This window comes from Gordonia sp. SID5947 (assembly GCF_009862785.1).
Taxonomy (GTDB): Bacteria; Actinomycetota; Actinomycetes; order Mycobacteriales; family Mycobacteriaceae; genus Gordonia.
Window position 1 is genome coordinate 3,344,000 of the sequence record NZ_WWHU01000001.1, and the last position, 21,849, is coordinate 3,365,848.

The window sequence follows — 21,849 nt, forward strand, 5'->3', positions numbered from 1 at the left end:
GCTCGACGCACCACATATCCGCGGATGATTCGCCCCTGGATCATGAAATCCGGGACAAACGATCCCGCCTGTGTCAGATCAGCGGATCAGCGCTGCGCAACCTGGGTGGGGACGATCGGGGCGGGCAGGTCGCTACGGCCGGCGAGGAACGCATCGGCGGCCGCCGCGGCCGAACGGCCCTCGGCGATCGCCCACACGATCAGCGACTGACCGCGACCGGCGTCGCCGGCGACGAAGACGCCCGGCTGACCGATGGCGGCGAAGTTGTCGTCGCGCTTGATGTTGCCGCGCTGGTCGTACTCGACGCCGAGCTTGTCGAGGAAATCGGCGCGCTCGGGTCCGACGAAGCCCATGGCCAGGAGGACGAGATCGCACTCGAGTTCGAACTCGCTGCCCTCGACCTTCTCGAACCGCCCGTCGCGCATGACCACCTCGTGCGCCCTCAACGCGGTCACCGTGCCATCGGCGCCGGTGAATTCCTCGGTGTTGACCGAGAAGACCCGCTCGCCGCCCTCTTCATGGGCCGAGGACACCCGGTACATCAGCGGATAGGTGGGCCACGGAGTCGACTGCGCACGCTCGTTCGGCGGCTTGGGCATGATCTCGAACTGGTGCACGATCTCGGCACCCTGCCGCAGTGCGGTGCCCAGGCAGTCGGCACCGGTGTCACCGCCGCCGATGATCACGACCTTCTTGCCCTTGGCGGAGATCTGACCTTCGACGGTGTCACCGAGCTGGACCCGGTTCGCCTGCGGCAGGAATTCCATCGCCTGGTGCACACCGTCGAGTTCGCGACCCGGGATCGGCAGGTCACGACCGATGGTGGAACCGTTCGCCAGCACCACGGCGTCGAAGTCTGCACGCAGCTGGTCAACGGTGATGTCGACGCCGACGTTCACCCCGGTCCGGAAGACGGTGCCCTCGGCCTCCATCTGGGCCAGGCGACGGTCGATATGCCGCTTCTCCATCTTGAACTCCGGGATGCCGTAGCGCAGCAGGCCACCGATGCGGTCGGCACGCTCGAACAGCGTCACGTCGTGTCCGGCACGGGTGAGCTGCTGTGCAGCGGCGAGACCCGCCGGGCCCGAACCGACGACGGCGACCGATCGGCCCGTGTTCTCGGTCGGCGGCACCGGGGTCACCCAGCCGTTCTCGAAGGCGTTGTCGATCAGTTCGACCTCGACCTGTTTGATCGTGACGGCCGGCTGGTTGATGCCGAGCACGCACGAGGATTCGCACGGTGCCGGGCAGAGCCGCCCGGTGAACTCCGGGAAATTGTTGGTGGCGTGCAGCCGCTCGATACCCTCACGCCACTGGTCCTTGTAGACCAGGTCATTCCACTCCGGGATCAGATTTCCGAGTGGGCAACCGTTGTGGCAGAACGGGATACCGCAGTCCATGCAGCGGCTGGCCTGCGTGCGCAGCTCCGACTTGTCGAAGTCGGTGTAGACCTCTTTCCAGTCCAGCAGCCGGAGCTCGACCGGACGACGGTCGGGCAGCTCCCGCTCGGTGTGCTTGAGAAAACCTCTGGGGTCAGCCACGTGCGGCCTCCATGATCGCTTCGTTCACGTCTCGTCCTTCGCGCTCGGCGGCATCGATCGCCTTCAGTACGCGCTTGTAGTCACGCGGCATCACCTTGGCGAAATGCTTTTGCGCCGTATCCCAGTCATCGAGGATGGCGGCCGCGACCGGCGAATCCGTCTCGGCGCGATGCTCGTCGACGATGCCTGCCAGGAACTCGACGTCTTCGTCCTCGAGCTCCTCGATCTCCACGAGTTCGGTGTTGAGATTGTCACCGAGCTTGCGGCCCGGGTCATAGACATAGGCGATACCGCCCGACATGCCCGCCGCGAAGTTTCGCCCGGTCTCGCCGATCACCACCACGCGTCCACCGGTCATGTACTCGCAGCCGTGGTCGCCCACGCCTTCGACCACAGCGGTCGCACCCGAGTTGCGCACACAGAATCGTTCACCGACCACACCTCGGAGGAAGATCTTCCCTTTGGTGGCGCCGAATCCGATGACGTTGCCCGCGATGATGTTCTGTTCGGCGACAAAGCCCTCCGGGGCGTTGCGCGCCGGCCGCACCACCAGGCGCCCGCCCGACAGACCCTTGCCCACGAAGTCGTTGGCGTCGCCCTCCAGGCGGAGCGTGATGCCCTTCGGTACAAACGCGCCGAAGCTGTTGCCCGCTGACCCGGTGAAGTCGATCATGATGGTGCCGTCCGGAAGCCCGTGTGCCCCATAGGCCTTGGTGACCTCGTGACCGAGCATCGTGCCGACGGTCCGGTTGACGTTGGTGATCTTGGAGCTGAACGACACGCGGGTGCCGTGATCGATGGCCTCACGGCTCTGCGCGATCAGCTGCTGATCGAGTGCCTTGTCGAGCGAATGATCCTGGACCCCGGAGCAGTAGAGGTCCTGGTTCATGAACGGCGACTCGGGCATGGCCAGCACCGACGACAGGTCGAGCTTGCCGGCCTTGGCCGAGCCCCAGTGCGCCAGCGCCTTTGCCGTGTCGAGGGTCTCGACGTGGCCGACGGCTTCCTGCAGGGTCCGGAAGCCCAGGCGGGCGAGCAGCTCGCGCACCTCCTCCGCGATGAACATGAAGAAGTTCTCGACGAATTCCGGCTTGCCGGTGAACCGCTCCCGCAGCAACGGGTTCTGGGTCGCGACACCAACGGGGCAGGTGTCGAGGTGGCAGACGCGCATCATGATGCAGCCCGACACCACCAGCGGTGCGGTCGCGAAGCCGAACTCCTCGGCACCGAGCAGGGCAGCGACGACGACGTCGCGGCCGGTCTTCAGCTGCCCGTCGACCTGGACGACGATGCGGTCGCGGAGTCCGTTGAGCAACAGGGTCTGCTGGGTCTCGGCGAGGCCGATCTCCCAGGGTGCGCCCGCGTGCTTCATCGACGTCAGCGGCGTGGCGCCGGTGCCGCCGTCATGGCCCGAGATCAACACGACGTCGGCGTGGGCCTTGGAGACACCCGCGGCGACCGTGCCGACCCCGACCTCGGACACCAGTTTCACGTGAATCCGAGCCTGCGGGTTCGCGTTCTTCAGATCGTGGATGAGCTGCGCGAGATCCTCGATCGAATAGATGTCGTGGTGCGGCGGCGGCGAGATGAGGCCGACGCCCGGCGTCGAACCACGAACCTCGGCGACCCAGGGGTAGACCTTGTGCGGCGGCAGCTGTCCACCCTCGCCGGGCTTGGCGCCCTGCGCCATCTTGATCTGGATGTCCGTGCAGTTGCTCAGGTAGTGCGACGTCACGCCGAAACGGCCGGACGCCACCTGCTTGATCGCGCTGCGGCGCCAATCGCCGTTCTCGTCGTGGTGGAAACGACGCGGATCCTCGCCGCCCTCACCGGAGTTCGATCGCCCGCCGAGGCGGTTCATGGCGATCGCCAGTGTCTCGTGGGCCTCGGCCGAGATCGAGCCGAAACTCATCGCACCGGTCGAGAACCGCTTGACGATCTCGCTGGCCGGTTCGACCTTCTCGATCGGGATGGGGTCGCGGTCGCCGAAGTTGAAGTCGAACAGGCCGCGCAGCGATGCCATCTTCGACGCCTGGTCGTCGACGAGCTTGGTGTACTCCTTGAAGACCTTGTACTGCCCGGTCCGTGTGGAGTGCTGCAGCTTGAACACCGTGTCCGGGTTGAACAGGTGGTACTCGCCCTCACGACGCCACTGGTACTCGCCGCCCACCTCGAGCTCGCGATGGGCGCGCTCGGTCGGCCGGTCGGAGAACGCCAGCGCATGCCGCGTCGCGACGTCGGTGGCGATCTCGTCGAGACCGATGCCGTCGAGCTGGCTGTTCAGGCCGGTGAAGAACTCGTCGACGGTGTCCTGTGAGAGGCCGATGACCTGGAACAACTGCGCACCGGTGTACGAGGCGAGGGTGGAGATACCCATCTTGCTCATCACCTTGAGCACGCCCTTGCCCGCGGCCTTGATGTAGTTCTTGCGCGCGGTGGGGAAGTCGATGTCACCGAGAGCACCCCGCTCGACCATGTCCTCGATCGACTCGAAGGCCATGTAGGGGTTCACCGCGGCGGCGCCGAAACCGATCAGGGTGGCGACGTGGTGCACCTCGCGGCAGTCGCCGGACTCGACGATGAGACCGACGCGCGTGCGCATGCGCTCACGCACCAGGTGGTGGTGGACAGCCGCGGTCAGCAGCAGAGACGGGATCGGTGCGAGCTTCTCGTCCGACTCCCGGTCGCTGAGCACGATGATCGAGACGCCGTCGGCGATCGCCGCGCTGACCTTGGCACGCACTTCGTCGAGTGCACGGCGCAGACCCTCGCCGCCCTCGGCCACCGGGTAGAGGCCGTGGATGTGGGCGCTGGTGAAGTCCGGCAGCTCGGCGTTGTCATCGATGCGGACGAGCTTGGCGAGCGTGTCGTTGTCGAGCACCGGCTGGGGCAGCATGATCTGCCGGCACGACTCCGGGCCGGGATGCAGCAGGTCGGCCTCACGGCCGATGGTGCCGCCGATGCTGGTCACCACTTCTTCGCGGATCGCGTCCAGCGGCGGGTTGGTCACCTGGGCGAACATCTGCTGGAAGTAGTCGAAGAGCATGCGCGGACGGGCCGACAACACCGCGATCGGGGTGTCGGTACCCATCGAGCCGATGGCCTCGGCGCCGGTCTTCGCCATCGGCGCGACCAGGAGGTTCAGCTCTTCGTTCGTGTAACCGAACACCTGCTGACGCAGCGCGACGCGGTCATGCGCCATGTGGACGTGCGGCAGTGCCTCCACATCGTCGATGTGCACGAGACCCTTGTCGAGCCACTCCTGGTACGGGTGCTCGCCGGCGAGTTCGTCCTTGATCTCCTCGTCGTCGACGATGCGGCCTGCGGCGGTGTCCACGAGGAACATCCGGCCCGGCTGCAACCGCATCTTCTGCACCACGTCGGCATGGTCGATGTCGAGCACGCCGACCTCCGACGCCATCACCACGAGGCCGTCCTTGGTGACCCAGACCCGGCTCGGGCGCAGCCCGTTGCGGTCGAGCACGGCGCCCACGACGGTGCCGTCGGTGAAGCAGACCGAGGCCGGTCCGTCCCACGGCTCCATCAGCGCCGAGTGGTACTCGTAGAACGCCTTGTGCTCCGGCTTCATCGATTCGTGGCGTTCCCACGCTTCGGGGATCATCATCAGCACGGCGTGCGGGAGGGTGCGGCCGCCGAGGTGGAGCAGCTCGAGCACCTCGTCGAAACGTGCGGTGTCCGAGGCGCCCGGGGTGCAGGTCGGGAAGATCTTGGCGGCGACGTCACCGTCTCCGAACAACGCCGGGTCGATCAGCGCCTCGCGCGCCCGCATCCAGTTCTCGTTGCCGGTGACCGTGTTGATCTCACCGTTGTGCGCCACTCGGCGGAACGGATGGGCCAGCGGCCACGAGGGGAAGGTGTTGGTCGAGAAGCGCGAATGCACCAGCCCGAGCGCGCTCTCCACCCTCGAATCCTGCAGATCGATGTAGAACTCGCGCAGCTGTGGGGTGGTCAGCATGCCCTTGTAGACAAAGGTCTGACCGGACAGGCTCGGGAAGTACACGGTCTCGCGGCCCGGGCCGTCGGCGCCGGCACCCTTGGTGCCGAGTTCGGCCTGCACACGCTTGCGGACGACGAAGGCCTTCCGCTCGAGATCCATCCCTTCGGCACCGCCGATGAAGACCTGGCGGAACGTCGGCATCGCGTCACGAGCCAGCGCACCCAGCGAGTTCTCGTTGGTGGGGACCTCGCGCCAGCCGAGCAGGGTCAGGCCCTCGGCCTCGACGATCTTCTCGACGCCCTCGGTCGCGATGCGCGCATCCTCGGAGCCCTGCGGGAGGAAGGCGATGCCGGTGGCGTACGAGCCCTCGGCGGGCAATTCGAAGTCCACGGATTCCCGCAGGAAGCGGTCGGGCACCTGGATCATGATCCCGGCGCCGTCGCCGGTGTTCGGCTCGGCGCCCGCGGCTCCGCGATGCTCCAGGTTCACGAGTGCGGTTATCGCCTTGTCGACGATGTCGCGGCTGCGTCGTCCGTGCATGTCGACAACGAATGCGACACCGCAGGAGTCGTGCTCGTTGACCGGGTCATAGAGCCCGATGGGGCCCGGAGCATGCTTCATAAGTTCGCCTCACTCTGTGCGCGACGCTGCGCACGCAATCACCGTTATGTGTCCGTGGGACACCGTTGACGTGTCTTCGTGGACACCGACCACCGGCTTGTCGCGAATCCCCCCGAATCCTTGGGCTGACCTGGGAGTCTTCTTCGGCCAAGTGGCGGTGCCCGTGTCAGCGTCGTTGCTGACGGCGCACCCGGGTCAGACCTCGTCTACCCGGCACCACCCTGCTCTGCGAAAGCATTGTGAGTCATTTTCTCACGCCGGGTGCCCGGTATCGAAATCCGGATAGCACAACCGTGATGATTCCGCAGCGTACCCGCCATCTGACCCCCGTTTCGGCCCCACGCGCCTGCCCTCTGCGATCGCCCACCGGTGCCCACCCGGGACACTCGGGCGGATCCGCTGCTGCACCTGCCCGGATCCTCTAGCGTCGAAGAGGTGCGATCGCCCACTTCGACGCAGCAGTGGCCGCCAACCGGACGCGGCTCGTGGCGCTCGCGCGCCGTCAACGGATACCTCTCGCGAGTCTCCCACCCTCTGATGACCGCCGCAGGCCTCGGCGGCGCCGTTCCACCGGCCCGACTGATCAGCGCGATGCGGCCCGGGCTGAACCGGTCACTGGCCGCCATGTCGCCGGCGCCGGCCGGTACCAGGGTGGCGGCGGTGCGGGATGTGTTCGCCGCCGACGACCATGAGGGGGTGCGCGGTGGCCGGGTCCTCGGTGAGTGGGTCAGCGCACACGCCGGCCCCGCCCACCCCTCGAGCACCGACCAACCGATCATCTATTACCTCCACGGCAGCGGATACGTCGTCTGTTCCGCCCGGACCCATCGCGGACTGGTCGCCCGACTCTCCCGCCGTACCGGGTGGTCGGCTTTCAGCCTCGACTACCGTCTCGGCCCCGAATACGTGTTCCCGGCCGCCGGTGACGACGCGATTCGCGGCTATCACTGGCTCCTGGCCGCCGGGTTCCGCGCCGATCGGATCGTCGTGGCCGGCGACTCGGCAGGTGGCCACCTCGCCGCCGATCTGTTGGCGGACAACCATCGAACCGGCGCCCCACAACCGGCCGGGGTGGTGATGTTCTCGCCCCTGTACGATCCGACGTTCTCTCTGGCGGTGGCCAGCCAGCTCCGCGGAGTACGCGATCCGATCATCGATGCCGTTGCAGCACAACGAATCCTGCGCCTCTACACCGGATCTGCCGATCCCGATCACCGACGGATGCGGATCGCGCTGCATCGCGAGATGGCGCTGCCGCCGACGCTGATCCAGGTGGGAGGTCTCGAGGTGATGGGGGACGACGCGCGCGCGATGCACCGCGCACTCCGTTCGGCCGGCGCCGAGGTGACACTGCAGGAGTGGCCCGACCAAGGCCACGTCTTCCAGATGTTCCCGCGGTTCTCCCGCGAGTCGGGCCGAGCACTGGGCCTCGCAGCCGATTTCATGACCGGCCTGCCCAGCGCCGGTCGCACACCGACGTCGGACTCACGGCCCCCGCGTCGCCCTGCGTAGCCGTCACCGGCCGCGCCACGTCACCGACCATCCTCCGGCAGCTCTCCCGGCGTGGCGGGCCGGTGAAAGTGTGCGGGCGCGTGCAAACGCCCCCACTCCGACCCATAGCCTTGGCGATCCGCCGCAGAGGCCAGCTCCCGATCGAGATCGTCCGCCCAGTCCCGGCGGGCCTGGGCATCGAGCATCACCAGCCGTTCCTGGATCGGTGCCCGCTGGCTGGGCGCGCACGCCGTGAGCAGGGTCGCGAACAACGCCCGGAGACGGCGTTGCACCTGAGCCTGCCCGACGCTGTGCCTGCGGATCTCGTCGGTGCCCACCGCCAGATAATCCGGCCACCGTCTCCGTACGCCGGTGACGACCGCCGACGGCGCCGAGGCCTCCGCCGCGCGGACGCGGGGCGCGAGCATCAGGAGGAGTTCCTCGGTGTGGTCGAGTGCCTGCACGACGACGGTCGGATCGTTGCCGCCCGACGACATCGCCTTGAGCGCGATGTCGGAGATCGCTTGCAGCGCAGCGGCCGGACTCACCGACGGTTGATTCGCGTCACCGAAGAGCAGACAGGCGCGTACGCGCGCCGGGTCCACATCGGCGATGTCCCCGCGGGCCTCCACCACCGGCACGCCCTGGGGTACGTGGTCGCCCACCGACACCAGGACCTCGATCCGCACGTCCCAGTCGATGGCGTGACGCTCGAGCCGTGCGACGTCGACGGCGAGCAGTGTTCGGCCCCGCGTCGCGATCTCCGCCATCGTGATGACCGCAACCGGGAGATCGACCGCGTCGGCGACGGAGGCCGTGCCCACCTCGTCGTCGCTGCCGGTGAACTCCTCGAGGGGTACTGCCGGTACACCGCTGTCCGGCCGTCGCGCGCGATCCACCGGAGCAGATGCGCCGTGTTGAGGATGGCACCGACCTTCACCACCAGTGCGATGAAGAGATACGCGCTCACGGTGGTGAGCACGAATGCGATCGCCGTCGACAATCCGGGGGTCGGCCCGTTCGGGTCCCCGACCGACAGGTCGATCGCGATGATCACGCTGTAGACGAAGGTCGCGAGGAAGAATCCCGTGGACCACCGCATCACCGGTTCCTGCTGGAGCATCGGGATCACCCGCACCGAGATCGACGAGGCCCCGAACTGCATGGCCAAGGTCACCGCGGTGAACACCAGGCCGGTCAGTGTCGCCATCGACCCGGCGATCACACTCAGCAAGGTGGCCAGTGTTCCGGCGTCCACCTGCAGCTCCAGGACCTCGTCGAGCCCGACAGTCACCCAGGCCGCGACGATGGCCACCGTCACGAGCACGACGGGCAGACGCCAGGTCGGCACCGTACGCAATTGACGTCTGGTTCGCCGCCACCGGATCGCCGAGGCGACGGCTCCGGGCATCCGCTCCCTCCGGTTCGCGGCGGCGGGGGCGGGTGGTGGCGCGACGACCGGCTTCTCGGGGACGCCGAAACGTCCGGCGACTGCCTCCTGGGCGACGATCTTCCACCGCACCAACGGTTTCCGGTATCGCTCCTCGCGGGAGATCGCCTTCGCCAGCTTGCGCGGGCGGGTGCGGTAACGCCAGCGTGCCCACGGTGAGTGTGGCCGGGCGAGACGGATCGCGCCGAACCACAGCAGGATCGGCACAAACAGGCCGAGCAGGCCTGTCCACACCTTGCCCTTCAGCAGGGTGATGGTCGCGAGCGCGACATCGAACACGACGACCACCAGGACGACGATGCGTGTCACCGCGTCCTGGGCGTCGCGATACTCGCCGACCACGTCGGTGACCCCGAAAGGCTGGAGCCCCACCAGGAACAGCAGACCGACGGCGACGGCGACGAACACCGCGTCGATCGAGGTTCGACCTTCTTCGGACCAGTAGACATCCCGGAGATGGAGCAGCAGCGCGAACTCGTCGAGAACGAGAGCGCTCCCGATGCCGAAGACGGCGGCGAGCGTGCAGTCGAGGACGGGCGTGCGGAAGGGGTCGACGGCCACGAAACCGAACCCCGACAACAGCATCAGCATCATCCCGAAGAACACGTGGTGGACGTGGACTCCGCCTGGGGTCACGTTCCCGGGCCACCAGCTGACCTCCGCGCGGATCATACGGACGCTGAAACGGATGAACAGGAACGTCGACACAAAGGCGATGAGCAGGAAGAACAGCGGCAGCCGACCCGTGTCGACGATTGTCTGATCGAACCACCGCGCCATGCTCAGACACTACTGCGGCCCGACGGCCGGGTTCGGCGGTTCCGCGGCCGACGGATTCCCCGTCGCCGCTGCACGGGTCGCCCTATCCTGAGCCGATGAACCTGGTGACCGTGGTCGTCGTCGATGATCACCCGTTCTTCCGCGACGGGGTTGCCCGCGGCCTCACTCAGAGCGGGCGCGTGACCGTGGTCGGAGAGGCCGGCGACGGCGCCGAAGGTCTGGAGGTGATCCGCCGGGAACTGCCGGATGTGGCCGTCGTCGACTATCAGATGCCCGGCATGACCGGGGTTGAGGTCGCCCACGCGGTGGCACGCGACAGACTACGGACCAAGGTGCTGTTGCTGTCCGCGGTCACCGACGGCCCGATCGTGTTCCGTGCGTTGGAAGAAGGTGCGGCCGGCTATCTCGCCAAGGATGCCGACCGCGACGAGATCGTCGGCGCGGTGACCCGGGTGGCCAAGGGCGAGACGGTGGTTCCGCCCGATCTCGCGGCCGGTCTCGTCGGTGAGATCCGCATCCGCTCGCAACCGGATGCACCCACGCTCAGCGAGCGCGAACGTCAGGTGCTGACCGGGTTTGCGCGGGGACTCTCGATCCCGCAGGTCGCCGCCGAGCTGTACATCGGGGCGTCGACGGTCAAGACACACACCCAGCGGCTCTACGAGAAGCTGGGCGTCTCCGATCGCGCGGCAGCGGTCGCCGAGGCGATGCGCCGTGGCCTCCTCGAGTAGCCCGGCCCCTCTCCTGGGGCCGGCCGAGTTCGCCGACGAGCAACGTATCGACACGATCCTGGTCGACCACGCGTTGCAGGGCATTCGGATTCAGGTGCTGCTGCGCCTCCTCCTCTCGGTGTTCGTCCTCCTGGCGGTGGCCCTGCAGCCTCCGGCATACGCGGCGGGTGTCTGCATCGTGATCGCCGCACTGTACGTCGCGTGGTGCCTGCTCGGTGTACTCCTCGCGCCGCGCGCCGGCATGCTCGCCATCCGCTTCGCGTGGCTCACCGTGTTCGTCGACCTCGTGGTGCTGGTGGCGGTGACAGCGGTCGCCAGCCAGTCGGACCAGATCAGTTGGACCACAGACGTTCTGGTTGCCGGCTTCGCGCTCCTCCCGATGATCGCGGCCATCGGCATGCGCCCCCTGGTGTGCGCGGCGGTGGTGGTCCCGACCGTCGCGGTCTACTTCGTGGCCAACGCCATCGCCCGTGTGCCCAATGGGCGGCCGTGGTCGGTGATCCTGCTGAGCACCGCGGTGATCGGGGTTCTCGCGCTCGGGGCGGTCCTGCTGTCGCGGCTCCAGCGTTCCCGAGTGGTGACCATCGGCTCCCTGGCCGCCGAACGCAGTCGGCTGCTCGACGACGTGATGCAGATCGAACAGCGTGAACGCCGCGATCTGGCCGAGCATCTGCACGACGGCGCGTTACAGTACGTGCTCGGCGCCAGACAGGAACTCGCCGCGCTCGGCGACAACGGCCGGGACTCCGAGAGCATCGCGCGGATCGACGAGGCGTTGCGCGAGTCGGCGCGACTGCTGCGGTCCACGCTCGGCGAGCTGCATCCGGCCGTCCTCGAACAAGCCGGTCTGGCGGTCGCCCTCACCGACCTCGCCCGGTCCGTCGAACACCGCACGTCCCTCACCGTCACCGTCGACACTGCCGGATGGCCGGACGACCGGCGAACACCGGTGGATCCGGTGCTGTTCGCCACCGCTCGGGAGCTCCTCACCAACGTCGTCAAGCATGCTCGCGCGACCGCGGTGGACCTGACCGCCGAGGCGGACGAAGGTATGGCGCGGATCGTGGTGGTCGATGACGGCGTCGGCGTCGATCCCGCACAGCTCGACCGACGGGTTGCCGGTGGCCATATCGGCCTGGCTTCGCGGCGGGTGCGTCTCGAAGGACAGGGTGGGACGCTGCGCGTCGGGCCGCACCCTCGCGGTGGCACCGTCGCGATCGCGGAGATCCCACTGCCACGGCCGTGATGCTCAGTCGCCCGGCCGCGTCCACGGGGTGCCCCCCCCGGATCACCGCAGCCACCGTCGGGATCGCCGGAGTCGCCGCCGCAGTCGGCATCGGACTCGCCGGCGCCGGGGCCGCACATGCCGGCACCATGCCGGTCACCCACCCCGGCGAGCCGTCGGTCGCGATGACGATCACCAACCACACGGACAAGGTCGAGCATCTCGTCGGCTCCGGCACCAGCGGCAACGGGGTCTGGGTCAACGGCCCGAGGCAGACTCTCGGCCCCGGAGCCAGCGAGACCGTCACCGCCGTGGCGCCCCACGGTACGAAGTTGGCCGTCAACGTCGCGTACCGGATCGGCACCAGCGGACCTACCGCGACCTACGAGATCCTCAATTCGCAGTCGAACACGAACATCGGCACCAGCGGAATCTCCGGTCCGGGCGCGTCGAAGTACTGGCTCGGTCATACCTTCGGCAGCCATTACCCCGCCACCAACGTCGTCTTCGACCAGTGGTGAGTGCCACCGTCCGATGATGACGGGCCCGCGACCATCAGTGGTCGCGGGCCCGTCCGTGGTCGTGACGCTGTATCAGGGAATCAGCGAATCGAGCGAGCCGAAGGCTCCGGCTCCACCGGTCGCGGCGAAGTTCGTCGTGCAGCCGTTGAAGGACACGTTGTCGACGTTCACCTTGCCGGTCTTGTCGTTCGGCTGGCTGGAGATGCCGTAGTGGTCGACGACGGTCTTGTGGCTGTCGCTGTTGGCCGCCTCGGTGAGCTTCTCGAGCGTCGCGTTCTGACCCTTCGGGATGCCGGGGAGGTCGCGAGTGGCCCACCACTGGTTCGACTTGCTGGCGTCCTCCTTGCCTGCGCCGGCCGGGGCGGACCAGACAAGTGTCGCGAATCCGTCAGCCGAGTTCACATTCGCGCCGGTCACGCGGATCTGCCAATTCGCGTTCCCTGCCGACTTCTCGAAGCTGAGTGGATTCTTTGCGACATCAACTAGAGGGAGTTTTCCCGCCGCGTGATATGAGGCTTGACGTGGCATTTGTTCGGTCGTCATGAACTCCAGCGAACCATCGTCATCCACGACCTTCGTCGCCGTCACCTTGCCCGCTTGACCACGTTCGTCGGGGAATGTGTTCCCCCACCCGTTCGGGCTGGTAGGCGTGGCAACCTTGGCGCAGTTCATCGCGTTCACCGGCGCGGCGGTGGCCACCGCCGGTACCGCCAGACCTGCGGCGCCGACCGCAGCTGCTCCGGCAACAATTCCACGGATCATATTTCGTCGCATTTGGTGCTTCGCCTCCAATTCATTTTCGGCGTCATCTTTCGACGGACAACTCCACGAAGCTAACAAAGACTTCTCCGGGATATCCACCCCCAACTTCATTCGATATCCGAAATAGAAAGATGCGGTCGACGAAAACTACTGCACAGCCCCCGTATCCGCGAGTACGAATGCGCGGAAACGCTCTGCCGTCTCCGGGAGGGGTCGCGACCTCAACCAGGTCACCCCGATCTCGCGCGATTCGCCCGACAACGGGATCAGCGAGACCTCCGGGCCCCGGCTGTACACGCCCGCCTCGTCGACGGGTACGAGACCGATCCCGAGACCCGCACCGACCAGCCCGGTGATGGTGGACAGTTCCGCCGATTCGAACGCGATCGTCGGTGCGATGTCGGCGGCCGCGCACAGTTCATCGAAGATGCGGCGCATGCCGAACCCCCGTTCCATCACGATGAACTCCTCGTCGGCCGCCTGCGCGAGTCCGATGGCCGAGCGGTCGGCGAATCGGTGCTCCCGTGGCACCACCAGCGCGAGCTTCTGTTCGGCGATGGCGAACCAGGCCATGTCGGCGCGCATCGGTCGCGGCGACACGATCGCGAGATCGGCGTCGCCGCTGATCACGCGGTCGACGACGGTGGCTGCAGCGTCTTGGGTCAGCGTGAACCGGGCCTCGGGATTCTCGTCGCGGAACCGCCTGATCAGGCCCGGCACCATCGCGACACCGAACGAATGCAGGAAGGCGAGCCGGACCACACCTCGCGCCGGCCGTCGCATCTCGTCGATCTCCCGGTGGGCGGCATCGAGCTGGACGCGGGCGCGGCGAGCGCGCTCCAGATAGACCTGCCCGAAACGATTCAGAACGAGACGCCGACCGTGCCGGTCGAACAACGCCACCCCGACGTCACGTTCGAGCCGGGCGACGAATCGCGACAGGGTCGGCTGGGAGACGTGGGCCTGTTCACCAGCTGCGGTCAGGTTTTCCGTCTCCGCGATGACGATGAACCAATCGAGTTCGTGGTGCACATTCATACTGGATGTCGATCCTAGCTGGTGTTATTCAGATATGAATGTGCTCGTGATCATCGATTCATTTTGATCGGTAGCCGGGCAGGCCCACGCTTGACCACGATGACCTCGACGACGACCACCTCACCGCCGACCACCCGGCACAAACTGGGCTCGCCTGGCTATCGTCGCGCCACCACCGCATTGTTCGCGGCAGGTATGACGACATTCATGGCCCTGTACTACGTGCAGGCCCTGTTGCCGCAACTCTCCGACCACTTCGGCGTCTCCCCCACCACCTCTGCGCTCGCGGTCTCGCTGACCACCGGATTCCTCGCGGTCGCGATCATCCCGGCAAGCGTGCTGTCCGAGCGGTATGGACGGGTCCGGGTGATGGTGATCTCCGCACTCGCCGCCTCGATCATCGGTGTCGTGCTCCCCTGGTCGCCGACGATCGAGGTCCTGCTCGTCGGCCGCGCCTTACAGGGCGCGCTGTGCGCCGGCGTCCCGGCGGTCGCGATGGCCTATCTCGCCGAGGAGGTCGACGGCGCGTCGCTGGGCACCGCGATGGGTCGCTATGTCGCGGGCACCACGATCGGCGGCCTCACGGGCCGCCTCGTCCCCGGTATCGCGGCGGATCTGGTGTCCTGGCAGTGGGCACTGGAGGCGGCGTGTCTGGTCTCGCTGGGATTTGCGCTCGTGTTCTGGCGGACAGTTCCCGCATCGCGGTTCTTCAGCCCTCAAGGCGTCTCACCCAAGATCACTGCACGCCATCTGATGGCCCACCTGCGTGACCCACGGTTGCTGCCGCTGTTCGTCCTCGCCTTCGTCCTGATGGGCGGTTTCGTAACCGTCTACAACTTCCTCGGTTACCGCTTGCTGCGTCCCCCGTTCGACCTGAGCGAGGCCGTGGTCGCGACCGTGTTCCTCATGTACCTGGCCGGCACGTTCTCGTCGACCTACGCGGGACGGCTGTCGGACCGCTTGGGTCGGCGAGGCGTGCTCATCGCATCGGTCGGCACGATGCTCGGAGGGCTGGCGCTGACCGTGCCCGACACCCTTCCCCTGGTGCTGGTCGGCATGCTCCTGTTCACCGCCGGGTTCTTCGCCGCGCACTCGGTGGCCAGTGGGTGGGTGTCCGCACGTGCCACCGAGCACCGCGCGGAGGCCTCGTCGCTCTATCTCTTCCACTACTACCTGGGCAGTTCGGTGGTCGGAGCGCTCGGCGGACTGGCCTTCTCGGCGTTCGGTTGGGCCGGGGTCGCGGGCTACGTCGGAGTGCTCGTCGCGGTGGGTCTTGCGCTCACGGTGCTGTCGAGGCGCTGAGCCCAGACGCCTCAGGTGCCCTCAAGCCGCTCGATGAGCTCGAGACCCTTGTGCGCCCAGTCGATTTCAGCCTGCGCGCGGCTGATCATGCCCTCGTAGGTGTGTGCTTTGTAGGCGATGATCCGGGCGTGCTCGCTCGCGGGATACCTGTCGAGTCTGCGCACGATGGCCGGGTCCGTGCCGGCCGTGATCCCGTCGCGCACCTCTGTGAGCAGCTCGACCTGCTCGGTGTGGTAGCAGATGTGCCGTCGCAGGATCTCGCGCGCGGCATCGGGTTCGGCCCACTCGAAATAGGCCGCCTGCATGTGGTGGGCATCGCGCACCGGAGCGTGACCGAGGGGTGTGTTCATCCACGCACGGAATGCCTCGATCCCGTCGTCGGTGACGCTGTACTGGGTCTTGGTGCTGCGCGGGCCCCACCGGACCTCTTCGCCCGCGACCAGCCCGTCCCGCTCCATGCGTTTCAACTCGGGATAGATCTGCGAATCCGGGGCGTGCCAGACGTGGCCCACCGAGCCGCCGAATCGCTTCGCGGCGTCATAGCCGGTCAGGGGCCCCGCGGTGAGCAGGGCGAGCAGCGCGTGACGAAGGCTCATGTCTCCTCAGACGGTCGTCCGTGTTGCGAATCACTATATCCGTAGATAGTGTGTGCTCCACCTCACTAACTCACTATGGACATAGTTAGTGGGCCCGGAACGGACCGCCATCGACACGCAAGGACCTCTCATGACCGACCTCGGACCGGGTGGCGCGACCGCCACCAACATGGACTTCCCCGTGAACGCCTGGTACGTCGCGGCGTGGGATCACGAACTCTCCACCGCGACACCGGTGGCACGCACCGTCGCGGGCAAGGCGATGGCGCTGTACCTCACTTCCGAAGGACGGCCGGTGGCATTGGCCGACGCATGCTGGCACCGGCTGGCCCCGCTGTCGATGGGGACGCGGGTCGGCACCGACGAGCTGCAATGCCCATATCACGGTCTCCGGTACAACTCGGCCGGGCGCTGCACCCACATGCCGGCGCAGGAGACGATCAATCCCTCCGCGATGGTGGCCTCCTACCCCGTCGAGAAGCGGCATCGGTTCTTCTGGGTGTGGCCGGGCGATCCCACGCTCGCAGACCCCGCCCTGATCCCGGACATGTTCCAGATGGATTCACCCGACTGGGCCGGCGACGGACGCACCATCGAGGTGGAAGCCAATTACCAACTGGTGCTCGACAATCTGATGGATCTGACCCACGAGGAGTTCGTCCACGCCTCCTCGATCGGTCAGGACGAACTCAGCGACTCGGGCTTCTCCGTCACTCACGACGAACGGACCGTCACGGTGAGCCGGTGGATGTACGACATCGACGCTCCGCCGTTCTGGCTCAAGAACATGCGTGACAAGTTCCCGGGCTTCGAGGGCAAGGTCGACCGTTGGCAGATCATCGAGTTCCAGGCGCCCGGGACCATCCGCATCGATGTCGGCGTCGCCAAGGCCGGCACCGGTGCTCCCGAAGGCGACCGGGGTCAGGGCGTCAACGGGTTCGTGATGAACACGATGACACCGGTCGACAGGAAGACCTCGCTGTACTTCTGGGCCTTCATGCGCAACTACTGCCTCGACAGCCAGCTGATCACCACCCAGCTCCGTGACGGCGTCCACCGGGTCTTCGGTGAGGACGAGTTGATGCTGACGGCGCAGCAGAAGGCGATCGAGGCGCACCCCGACCACGAGTTCTACAACCTCAACATCGACGCCGGTGGGATGTGGGTGCGTCGCATCATCCAGCGGATGATCGAGGCCGAGCGGTCCGACTCCCCCTCCGACATCAGTTCTCTCGCCGCGCAAGTTGTGAACTGACATGGCGGACAACAAGATCAGCTGGCAGCGCGGTCGCGTCACCTCCGTCGGCGCCGCTGCCGACGGGATCGCCGAGATAGTGATCGCGACCGAACAGGCCCAACGTGCCGCCCCCGGCGCGCACGTCGACGTCCGCATCGACGATGGAGACATCCGCTCGTACTCCATCGTCTCCGGCGGAACGGACGGCCGGAGTGTCACGCTCGGCGTGCGCCTGTCCCCGACGTCGCGTGGTGGATCGCAGTTCATGCACTCATTGCGGCCGGGCGACGAGATCGACCTGACCGCACCGATCCAGAACTTCCCGCTCCGCGTCGGCGCACCTCGCTACGTCTTGGTCGCCGGCGGCATCGGGATCACCGCGATGGCGGCGATGGCCGCGGTCCTCCGCCGGGTCGGCGCCGACTACCGCTTCGTATACGTCGGACGCCGTCGGGCCGACATGGCCTTCCTCACCGATCTCGTCGCCACGCACGGCGACCGCCTGGAGGTGCACGTCGACGACGAAGGTCAGGGGCTCGACGTCCCGTCGCTGGTCGGCGAGGTGGAGACCGACACCGAGATGTACATGTGCGGACCGATCCGGCTGATGGACGCGGTACGACGCGCCTGGCTCGACCGTGAACTGCCTCTGCCGAACCTTCGCTACGAAACGTTCGGCAACAGCGGCTGGTTCGAGGCCGAGGACTTCGTGGTGAGCATCCCCCGTCTGGATGTGACGACGTCGGTCGGAAAGGGCGACTCACTCCTCGACGCCCTCGAGCGGGCGGGCGTGGACATGATGTTCGACTGCCGCAAGGGCGAATGCGGCCTGTGCCAGGTCGACGTGATCGACACCGACGGCACCATCGACCATCGAGATGTGTTCTTCAGCGAGAAGCAGAAAGCACAATCAGACAAGCTGTGCAGCTGCGTTTCGCGGGTGGTGCATCCGCGCGGCGGCGGCAGGCTCGTCCTGGATGTGCCGTGACCTAGCAGTGCCCGACCTCAGAAAGGTGGCGGATTCTCCGCGTTCCACCGGTCCATCGCCCGTTTGTCGGCACGTTTGATCGACGTCGCACGTCGGGTGCGGAGGGTGTCTATGCGTTGTCGTGCGGGATCATCCGGTGGTCGAGTGGTGCGCGTGACGGATGCGAACAGGTCGTGGCCGGTGAAAGCGTTGCCCAGGTAGGTGTGGCCGGTGGGCGACTGGAAGAACACCTCACCGAGGGGGTCGTGGTAGTCGCGCCAGCCCGCCGCGAAGGTCTTGATGCGATGGTGAAAACGACACAGCGGCTTGAGGTTTCGCGGATCTGTGCGACCGCCCTGGGCGAACGGGATGTCGTGGTCGACGTCGGCGTGGAAGGCGCTGTTGTTGCAGCCGGGAAAGCTGCAGCACAACTCGCCCGACCGGACCTGGTCGGCGAGCTTCTTGCTCGGCGCGTAGCGGTCGATGGACTGCGGCTCGGCGACGACGTCTGGCCGGACGTACCTGCGTCGCGCCTCGGCGACGAGGCGGCGGGCGGTGTCGGCATCGAGGATGCCCTGGCCGTCGAGGAAGGCCGGGTCGTCGTCGAGGCCGAGCAGGCTGCTCAGATTGACGACGATGTGGAAAGTCGCGCGCGGAGCACACGGCGAGTCGGCGGGTACTACATCGACGCCGGTGCCGCTGTCGGCGGGATCGCTGTCAGTGGAATCCACGTCGGTGGAATCCACGTCGGCCGGGTCGATGTCAGCGCCGTCGGGGCTGGGGGTACAGGTTTCGCACCGGCAGTCGAGGGCGCCGGCACCATTGGCCAGCGCGACCAGCGCATCAGCGCGGCGTTGCGCAGCGGTGCGGGGATCGTCGCCGTGCACGCCGACGGCCATCGCGGTCAGGCGGGCGTCGATGGCTGCGGCGTGTTCGGCGGGCAGCGACCCCCCGATGCGGGACTGGCCGGGGGTGTGGCGGTCGGGCCGCACGCTGATGTTGCGGTCGGAATCGACGAGTTCGCGGCGCCGGCGAGTGGCGGCAGGATCGTGGGTGGCTATGTGTTTGTCGATCATGGCCAGGAAGCGGGTCATCGACATCGGTTCGCGGGTCTCGATGTCGGCGGCGATGATCTTGTCGAGCAGGTCGAGCTTCTCGGGGGTGCACAGGGCGGTGCGACGCACCACTGCGAGAAAGCGGTGCAGATCGATGCGCCCGGTGCCCAGGGTGGCACCGACGAACGGCAACTGGTGGCGCAGCACGCTGCCGGCTTCGATGAACTCCCGCGCGCGGGCCGGGGGTACGGTCAGCGCGGCACCGACTTCGGCGATGGCGGCCTCGAGGCCGGTGGGGCCGAAGCGGGCGCGTGGGTTGTCGCCGGCGGCCGCGCGCTGGGCGAGGCGTTCGAGGTTGGCCAGCGATGTCGACTGCTCACCCAATTCGGCGGCCAGGCGTACAAGGTGGTCTTGTTCACGTTCGTCGTGGATGAGACTGGCGGCCTGCAACATCCGGTAGTCGGCGGCTGCGCGCACCGCGGTGGTGTGATGGAGCACCTCGACCAACTCGGTGGCCGAGTGCTGCTCATCGTCGGCCATCTGGGCCAACGCCGGTGCGCTCGATTGCATGACACCAACCTATCGGCGGCCACCGACAAGTTTCGTCGGCTCATCTCATAGGCACATCGAGCTGTGGACCAATTCACTCCCGATGTTGTCGGCGGCTTGCGGGCTATAGCGGTCGCCAATGCCGGAGCCACCTGTGACGATTCGATCTCTGCGGTGCTCGGGGCCTTGCCTCTCGCGCAACGTGGGACGCTCACCAGCGGCCCCGTCCCAGTGACCCGTCGATTCACTGACACCGGTAGCACTGAAATCGCCTCAACCGGTCGCAGTGTCGGACGCCGTCAACTCGACCCACGCGGCACCGAGCATGATCTACCCATGAGCACAATCGTCTTCGTCCACGCCCACCCCGACGACGAGGGAACCGGCACCGCGGGCAGCATGATCCGAGCGTCGCGAGAGGGTCACCGCGTGGTCGTCGTCTACTGCACCGACGGCGATCCGGTCGAGCGCAGCGAGGGGAGTATCGCCAGTGACGTGCCCGACGACCTGGCGCCCGGCGAGACGGTGGCGAGTCGTCGGCGCGGCGAGGCGGAGGCATCCGCGGCCATCACCGGTACCGCACGGGTGGCGTGGCTCGGCTACGGAGACTCGGGGATGACCGGCTGGGCGCAGAACCACACCGACGGGGTCTTCGCCCGAGCGGACGTCAGCGAGGCGGCGCGGCGGCTGGCCGACCTGTTCGACGAAGAAGGCGCCGACGTCGTCGTCGGCTATGACTGGCACGGTGGCTACGGCCATCCCGATCACATCATGTTGCACAAGACGACCGTCGCCGCAGTGGAACTCGCGGCACAGCGGCCGCGCTACCTCGAGGTCACGATGAACCGGGACCTCATGCGCCAGATGTTCGTGCTCACCACCGAGATGGGCATGGAGGGATTCGACCCGGACACCGCGGGCGACGACGGGAACCCGATCGGCACGGCCGAGGCCGAACTGCACTGGGCGGTCGACCTCGGCGACGACGTGATGACCAAACGCGAGGCGCTCGCATGCCACGCCAGTCAGACCGACGTCAAGCAACTCCTCGAGATACCGGTGGAGATGTTCCCGTTCGCCTTCGGCACCGAGCACTACATGGAGCCCGGCCGGCCGGCCGGGATGGTGCGCGGTTGGTGGCTCGACGAGCCGCCGACGGACTAGCGGACCGGTGGGTCGGTCAGAGGTCTCCGTTCCGCTTGTCGGGGAAGCACAACTCCGGGGTGAAACTCTCGGATGTAACCTGGCAAACGGGCTTTCGGCTATTCGCGCAAGGAGAGATCGACGATGCAGTACGACGAAGTGATCCTGGGGCGTCGCAGCATCCGCGGATTCACCCCCGACCCCGTCCCCCGGGAGCTGATCGAGGAAATCCTCACCCTCGCGATGCGGGCCCCGTCGTCGATGAACACGCAGCCCTGGAATTTCCACGTGATCACGGGAGAACCGCTGGATCGCATCCGGGCGGGAAACACCGAGCGCAACCTTGCCGGCGTACCCCACTCACGCGAGTTCCGGACGGGAGCGGAGAAGTTCACCGGCACGCATCGTGACCGTCAGGTCCAGGTCGCGAAACAACTGTTCGGCGCGATGGGCATCGCCCGCGACGACGCAGAGATGCGGATGGACTGGGTGCTGCGAGGATTCCGTCAGTTCGATGCCCCGGTGTGCGTGATCGTGACCTACGACCGCATCCTCGACGGCAGTGACGACACGCCGTTCGATTGTGGCGCGGTCTCCACCGCCCTGGTCAACGCGGCCTGGTCTCGCGGTCTGGGGGCGGTGATCAACAGTCAGGGCATCATGCAATCGCCGGTGGTGAGAGAACACGCCGGCATCCCCGACGACCAGGTGATCATGAAGAGCATCGCACTGGGCTGGCCGGACGACGCCTTCCCGGCCAATGCCGTGGTCTCCGAGCGCAAGTCGGTCGAGGAAGCCGCCACCTTTGTGGGGTTCGGACGGTAGCGACCACACGCGTCAGGACGTCCGTGATCCGGCCCGGGGACGCGGTGCCGGTCGCGA

The 21,849-nt window shown here is 67.1% G+C and carries 16 protein-coding genes and 1 pseudogene; 9 read left to right on the forward strand and 8 right to left on the reverse strand.

Annotated elements, in window-relative coordinates; all coding sequences use genetic code 11:
- Positions 1 to 86 precede the first annotated feature (86 nt).
- Positions 87 to 1,541 (reverse strand): glutamate synthase subunit beta, encoded by a 1,455-nt coding sequence (locus tag GTV32_RS15415; protein ID WP_161061062.1) that lies wholly within the window; start codon positions 1,539 to 1,541, stop codon positions 87 to 89.
- Positions 1,534 to 6,120 (reverse strand): glutamate synthase large subunit, encoded by a 4,587-nt coding sequence (gene gltB, locus GTV32_RS15420; protein WP_161061063.1) that lies wholly within the window; start codon positions 6,118 to 6,120, stop codon positions 1,534 to 1,536. The genes GTV32_RS15415 and gltB overlap by 8 nt, the downstream gene beginning before the upstream one ends.
- 435 nt (positions 6,121 to 6,555) lie before the next feature.
- On the opposite strand from gltB, the gene GTV32_RS15425 reads away from it, so the two are divergent.
- On the forward strand, positions 6,556 to 7,632 hold the full coding sequence (locus tag GTV32_RS15425) for an alpha/beta hydrolase (RefSeq protein WP_343287346.1): 1,077 nt from the start codon (positions 6,556 to 6,558) through the stop codon (positions 7,630 to 7,632).
- A 20-nt stretch (positions 7,633 to 7,652) separates the two neighbouring features.
- On the opposite strand, the gene GTV32_RS23875 is transcribed toward GTV32_RS15425, so the two are convergent.
- Together GTV32_RS23875 and GTV32_RS24085 are read right to left on the reverse strand one after the other, a co-directional pair.
- A complete protein-coding gene (locus GTV32_RS23875) occupies positions 7,653 to 8,381 on the reverse strand; it encodes a DUF2254 family protein (RefSeq protein ID WP_272918236.1) in 729 nt (242 codons plus the stop codon).
- A 119-nt stretch (positions 8,382 to 8,500) separates the two neighbouring features.
- A pseudogene (locus tag GTV32_RS24085) lies at positions 8,501 to 9,841 on the reverse strand (DUF2254 family protein); the annotation flags it as partial.
- Between the two features lie 95 nt (positions 9,842 to 9,936).
- Between GTV32_RS24085 and GTV32_RS15435 the strand changes: the two are divergent.
- From GTV32_RS15435 to GTV32_RS15445, 3 genes are read left to right on the forward strand one after another with little or no spacing between them, the layout of a single operon-like run.
- Positions 9,937 to 10,572 (forward strand): response regulator transcription factor, encoded by a 636-nt coding sequence (locus tag GTV32_RS15435; protein ID WP_161061065.1) that lies wholly within the window; start codon positions 9,937 to 9,939, stop codon positions 10,570 to 10,572.
- Positions 10,556 to 11,818, forward strand: a complete 1,263-nt coding sequence (locus GTV32_RS15440) for an ATP-binding protein (protein ID WP_161061066.1) — start codon at positions 10,556 to 10,558, stop codon at positions 11,816 to 11,818. Before GTV32_RS15435 ends, GTV32_RS15440 begins: the two co-directional genes overlap by 17 nt.
- Positions 11,818 to 12,318 carry a hypothetical protein gene (locus tag GTV32_RS15445; protein ID WP_161062560.1) on the forward strand — a complete coding sequence of 167 codons (501 nt, stop codon included), beginning with the start codon at positions 11,818 to 11,820 and terminating at the stop codon, positions 12,316 to 12,318. Before GTV32_RS15440 ends, GTV32_RS15445 begins: the two co-directional genes overlap by 1 nt.
- A 72-nt stretch (positions 12,319 to 12,390) precedes the next feature.
- Here GTV32_RS15445 and GTV32_RS15450 read toward each other — a convergent pair whose 3' ends face one another.
- Both GTV32_RS15450 and GTV32_RS15455 read right to left on the reverse strand, forming a co-directional pair.
- Positions 12,391 to 13,092 carry a hypothetical protein gene (locus GTV32_RS15450; RefSeq protein WP_161062561.1) on the reverse strand — a complete coding sequence of 234 codons (702 nt, stop codon included), beginning with the start codon at positions 13,090 to 13,092 and terminating at the stop codon, positions 12,391 to 12,393.
- 135 nt (positions 13,093 to 13,227) lie between these two features.
- Positions 13,228 to 14,118, reverse strand: a complete 891-nt coding sequence (locus GTV32_RS15455) for a LysR family transcriptional regulator (protein ID WP_161061067.1) — start codon at positions 14,116 to 14,118, stop codon at positions 13,228 to 13,230.
- A 99-nt stretch (positions 14,119 to 14,217) separates the two neighbouring features.
- On the opposite strand from GTV32_RS15455, the gene GTV32_RS15460 reads away from it, so the two are divergent.
- Positions 14,218 to 15,420, forward strand: a complete 1,203-nt coding sequence (locus GTV32_RS15460; protein WP_161061068.1) for an MFS transporter — start codon at positions 14,218 to 14,220, stop codon at positions 15,418 to 15,420.
- A gap of 11 nt (positions 15,421 to 15,431) precedes the next feature.
- Here the strand turns inward: GTV32_RS15460 and GTV32_RS15465 are convergent, their stop codons facing one another.
- Positions 15,432 to 16,016: a helix-turn-helix transcriptional regulator gene (locus tag GTV32_RS15465; protein ID WP_161061069.1), complete on the reverse strand. Its 585-nt coding sequence runs from the start codon at positions 16,014 to 16,016 to the stop codon at positions 15,432 to 15,434.
- A 130-nt stretch (positions 16,017 to 16,146) separates the two neighbouring features.
- Here GTV32_RS15465 and GTV32_RS15470 point away from each other — a divergent pair, with 130 nt between their 5' ends.
- Positions 16,147 to 17,271, forward strand: a complete 1,125-nt coding sequence (locus tag GTV32_RS15470; protein WP_161061070.1) for an aromatic ring-hydroxylating dioxygenase subunit alpha — start codon at positions 16,147 to 16,149, stop codon at positions 17,269 to 17,271.
- A gap of 1 nt (position 17,272) precedes the next feature.
- Positions 17,273 to 18,241 (forward strand): PDR/VanB family oxidoreductase, encoded by a 969-nt coding sequence (locus GTV32_RS15475; RefSeq protein ID WP_161061071.1) that lies wholly within the window; start codon positions 17,273 to 17,275, stop codon positions 18,239 to 18,241.
- Positions 18,242 to 18,258: 17 nt separating this feature from the next.
- Here the strand turns inward: GTV32_RS15475 and GTV32_RS15480 are convergent, their stop codons facing one another.
- Complete coding sequence (locus GTV32_RS15480; protein WP_161061072.1) at positions 18,259 to 19,845, reverse strand: HNH endonuclease signature motif containing protein; 1,587 nt, start codon at positions 19,843 to 19,845, stop codon at positions 18,259 to 18,261.
- Between the two features lie 315 nt (positions 19,846 to 20,160).
- Between GTV32_RS15480 and GTV32_RS15485 the strand changes: the two genes are divergently transcribed.
- Positions 20,161 to 20,988, forward strand: a complete 828-nt coding sequence (locus tag GTV32_RS15485; RefSeq protein ID WP_161061073.1) for a PIG-L family deacetylase — start codon at positions 20,161 to 20,163, stop codon at positions 20,986 to 20,988.
- Between the two features lie 123 nt (positions 20,989 to 21,111).
- Positions 21,112 to 21,792 (forward strand): nitroreductase, encoded by a 681-nt coding sequence (locus GTV32_RS15490; RefSeq protein ID WP_161061074.1) that lies wholly within the window; start codon positions 21,112 to 21,114, stop codon positions 21,790 to 21,792.
- Positions 21,793 to 21,849 lie beyond the last annotated feature (57 nt).

Coding starts and splice junctions, on each gene's coding strand:
- GTV32_RS15490 (WP_161061074.1), top strand. CDS start 21,112: ATGCAGTACGACGAAGTGATCCTGGGGCGTCGCAGCATCCGCGGATTC.
- GTV32_RS15450 (WP_161062561.1), bottom strand. CDS start 13,092: ATGCGACGAAATATGATCCGTGGAATTGTTGCCGGAGCAGCTGCGGTC.
- GTV32_RS15480 (WP_161061072.1), bottom strand. CDS start 19,845: ATGCAATCGAGCGCACCGGCGTTGGCCCAGATGGCCGACGATGAGCAG.
- GTV32_RS15460 (WP_161061068.1), top strand. CDS start 14,218: ATGACCTCGACGACGACCACCTCACCGCCGACCACCCGGCACAAACTG.
- GTV32_RS15445 (WP_161062560.1), top strand. CDS start 11,818: ATGCTCAGTCGCCCGGCCGCGTCCACGGGGTGCCCCCCCCGGATCACC.
- GTV32_RS15465 (WP_161061069.1), bottom strand. CDS start 16,016: ATGAGCCTTCGTCACGCGCTGCTCGCCCTGCTCACCGCGGGGCCCCTG.
- GTV32_RS15470 (WP_161061070.1), top strand. CDS start 16,147: ATGACCGACCTCGGACCGGGTGGCGCGACCGCCACCAACATGGACTTC.
- GTV32_RS23875 (WP_272918236.1), bottom strand. CDS start 8,381: ATGGCGGAGATCGCGACGCGGGGCCGAACACTGCTCGCCGTCGACGTC.
- GTV32_RS15455 (WP_161061067.1), bottom strand. CDS start 14,118: ATGAATGTGCACCACGAACTCGATTGGTTCATCGTCATCGCGGAGACG.
- GTV32_RS15475 (WP_161061071.1), top strand. CDS start 17,273: ATGGCGGACAACAAGATCAGCTGGCAGCGCGGTCGCGTCACCTCCGTC.
- GTV32_RS15435 (WP_161061065.1), top strand. CDS start 9,937: ATGAACCTGGTGACCGTGGTCGTCGTCGATGATCACCCGTTCTTCCGC.
- gltB (WP_161061063.1), bottom strand. CDS start 6,120: ATGAAGCATGCTCCGGGCCCCATCGGGCTCTATGACCCGGTCAACGAG.
- GTV32_RS15485 (WP_161061073.1), top strand. CDS start 20,161: ATGAGCACAATCGTCTTCGTCCACGCCCACCCCGACGACGAGGGAACC.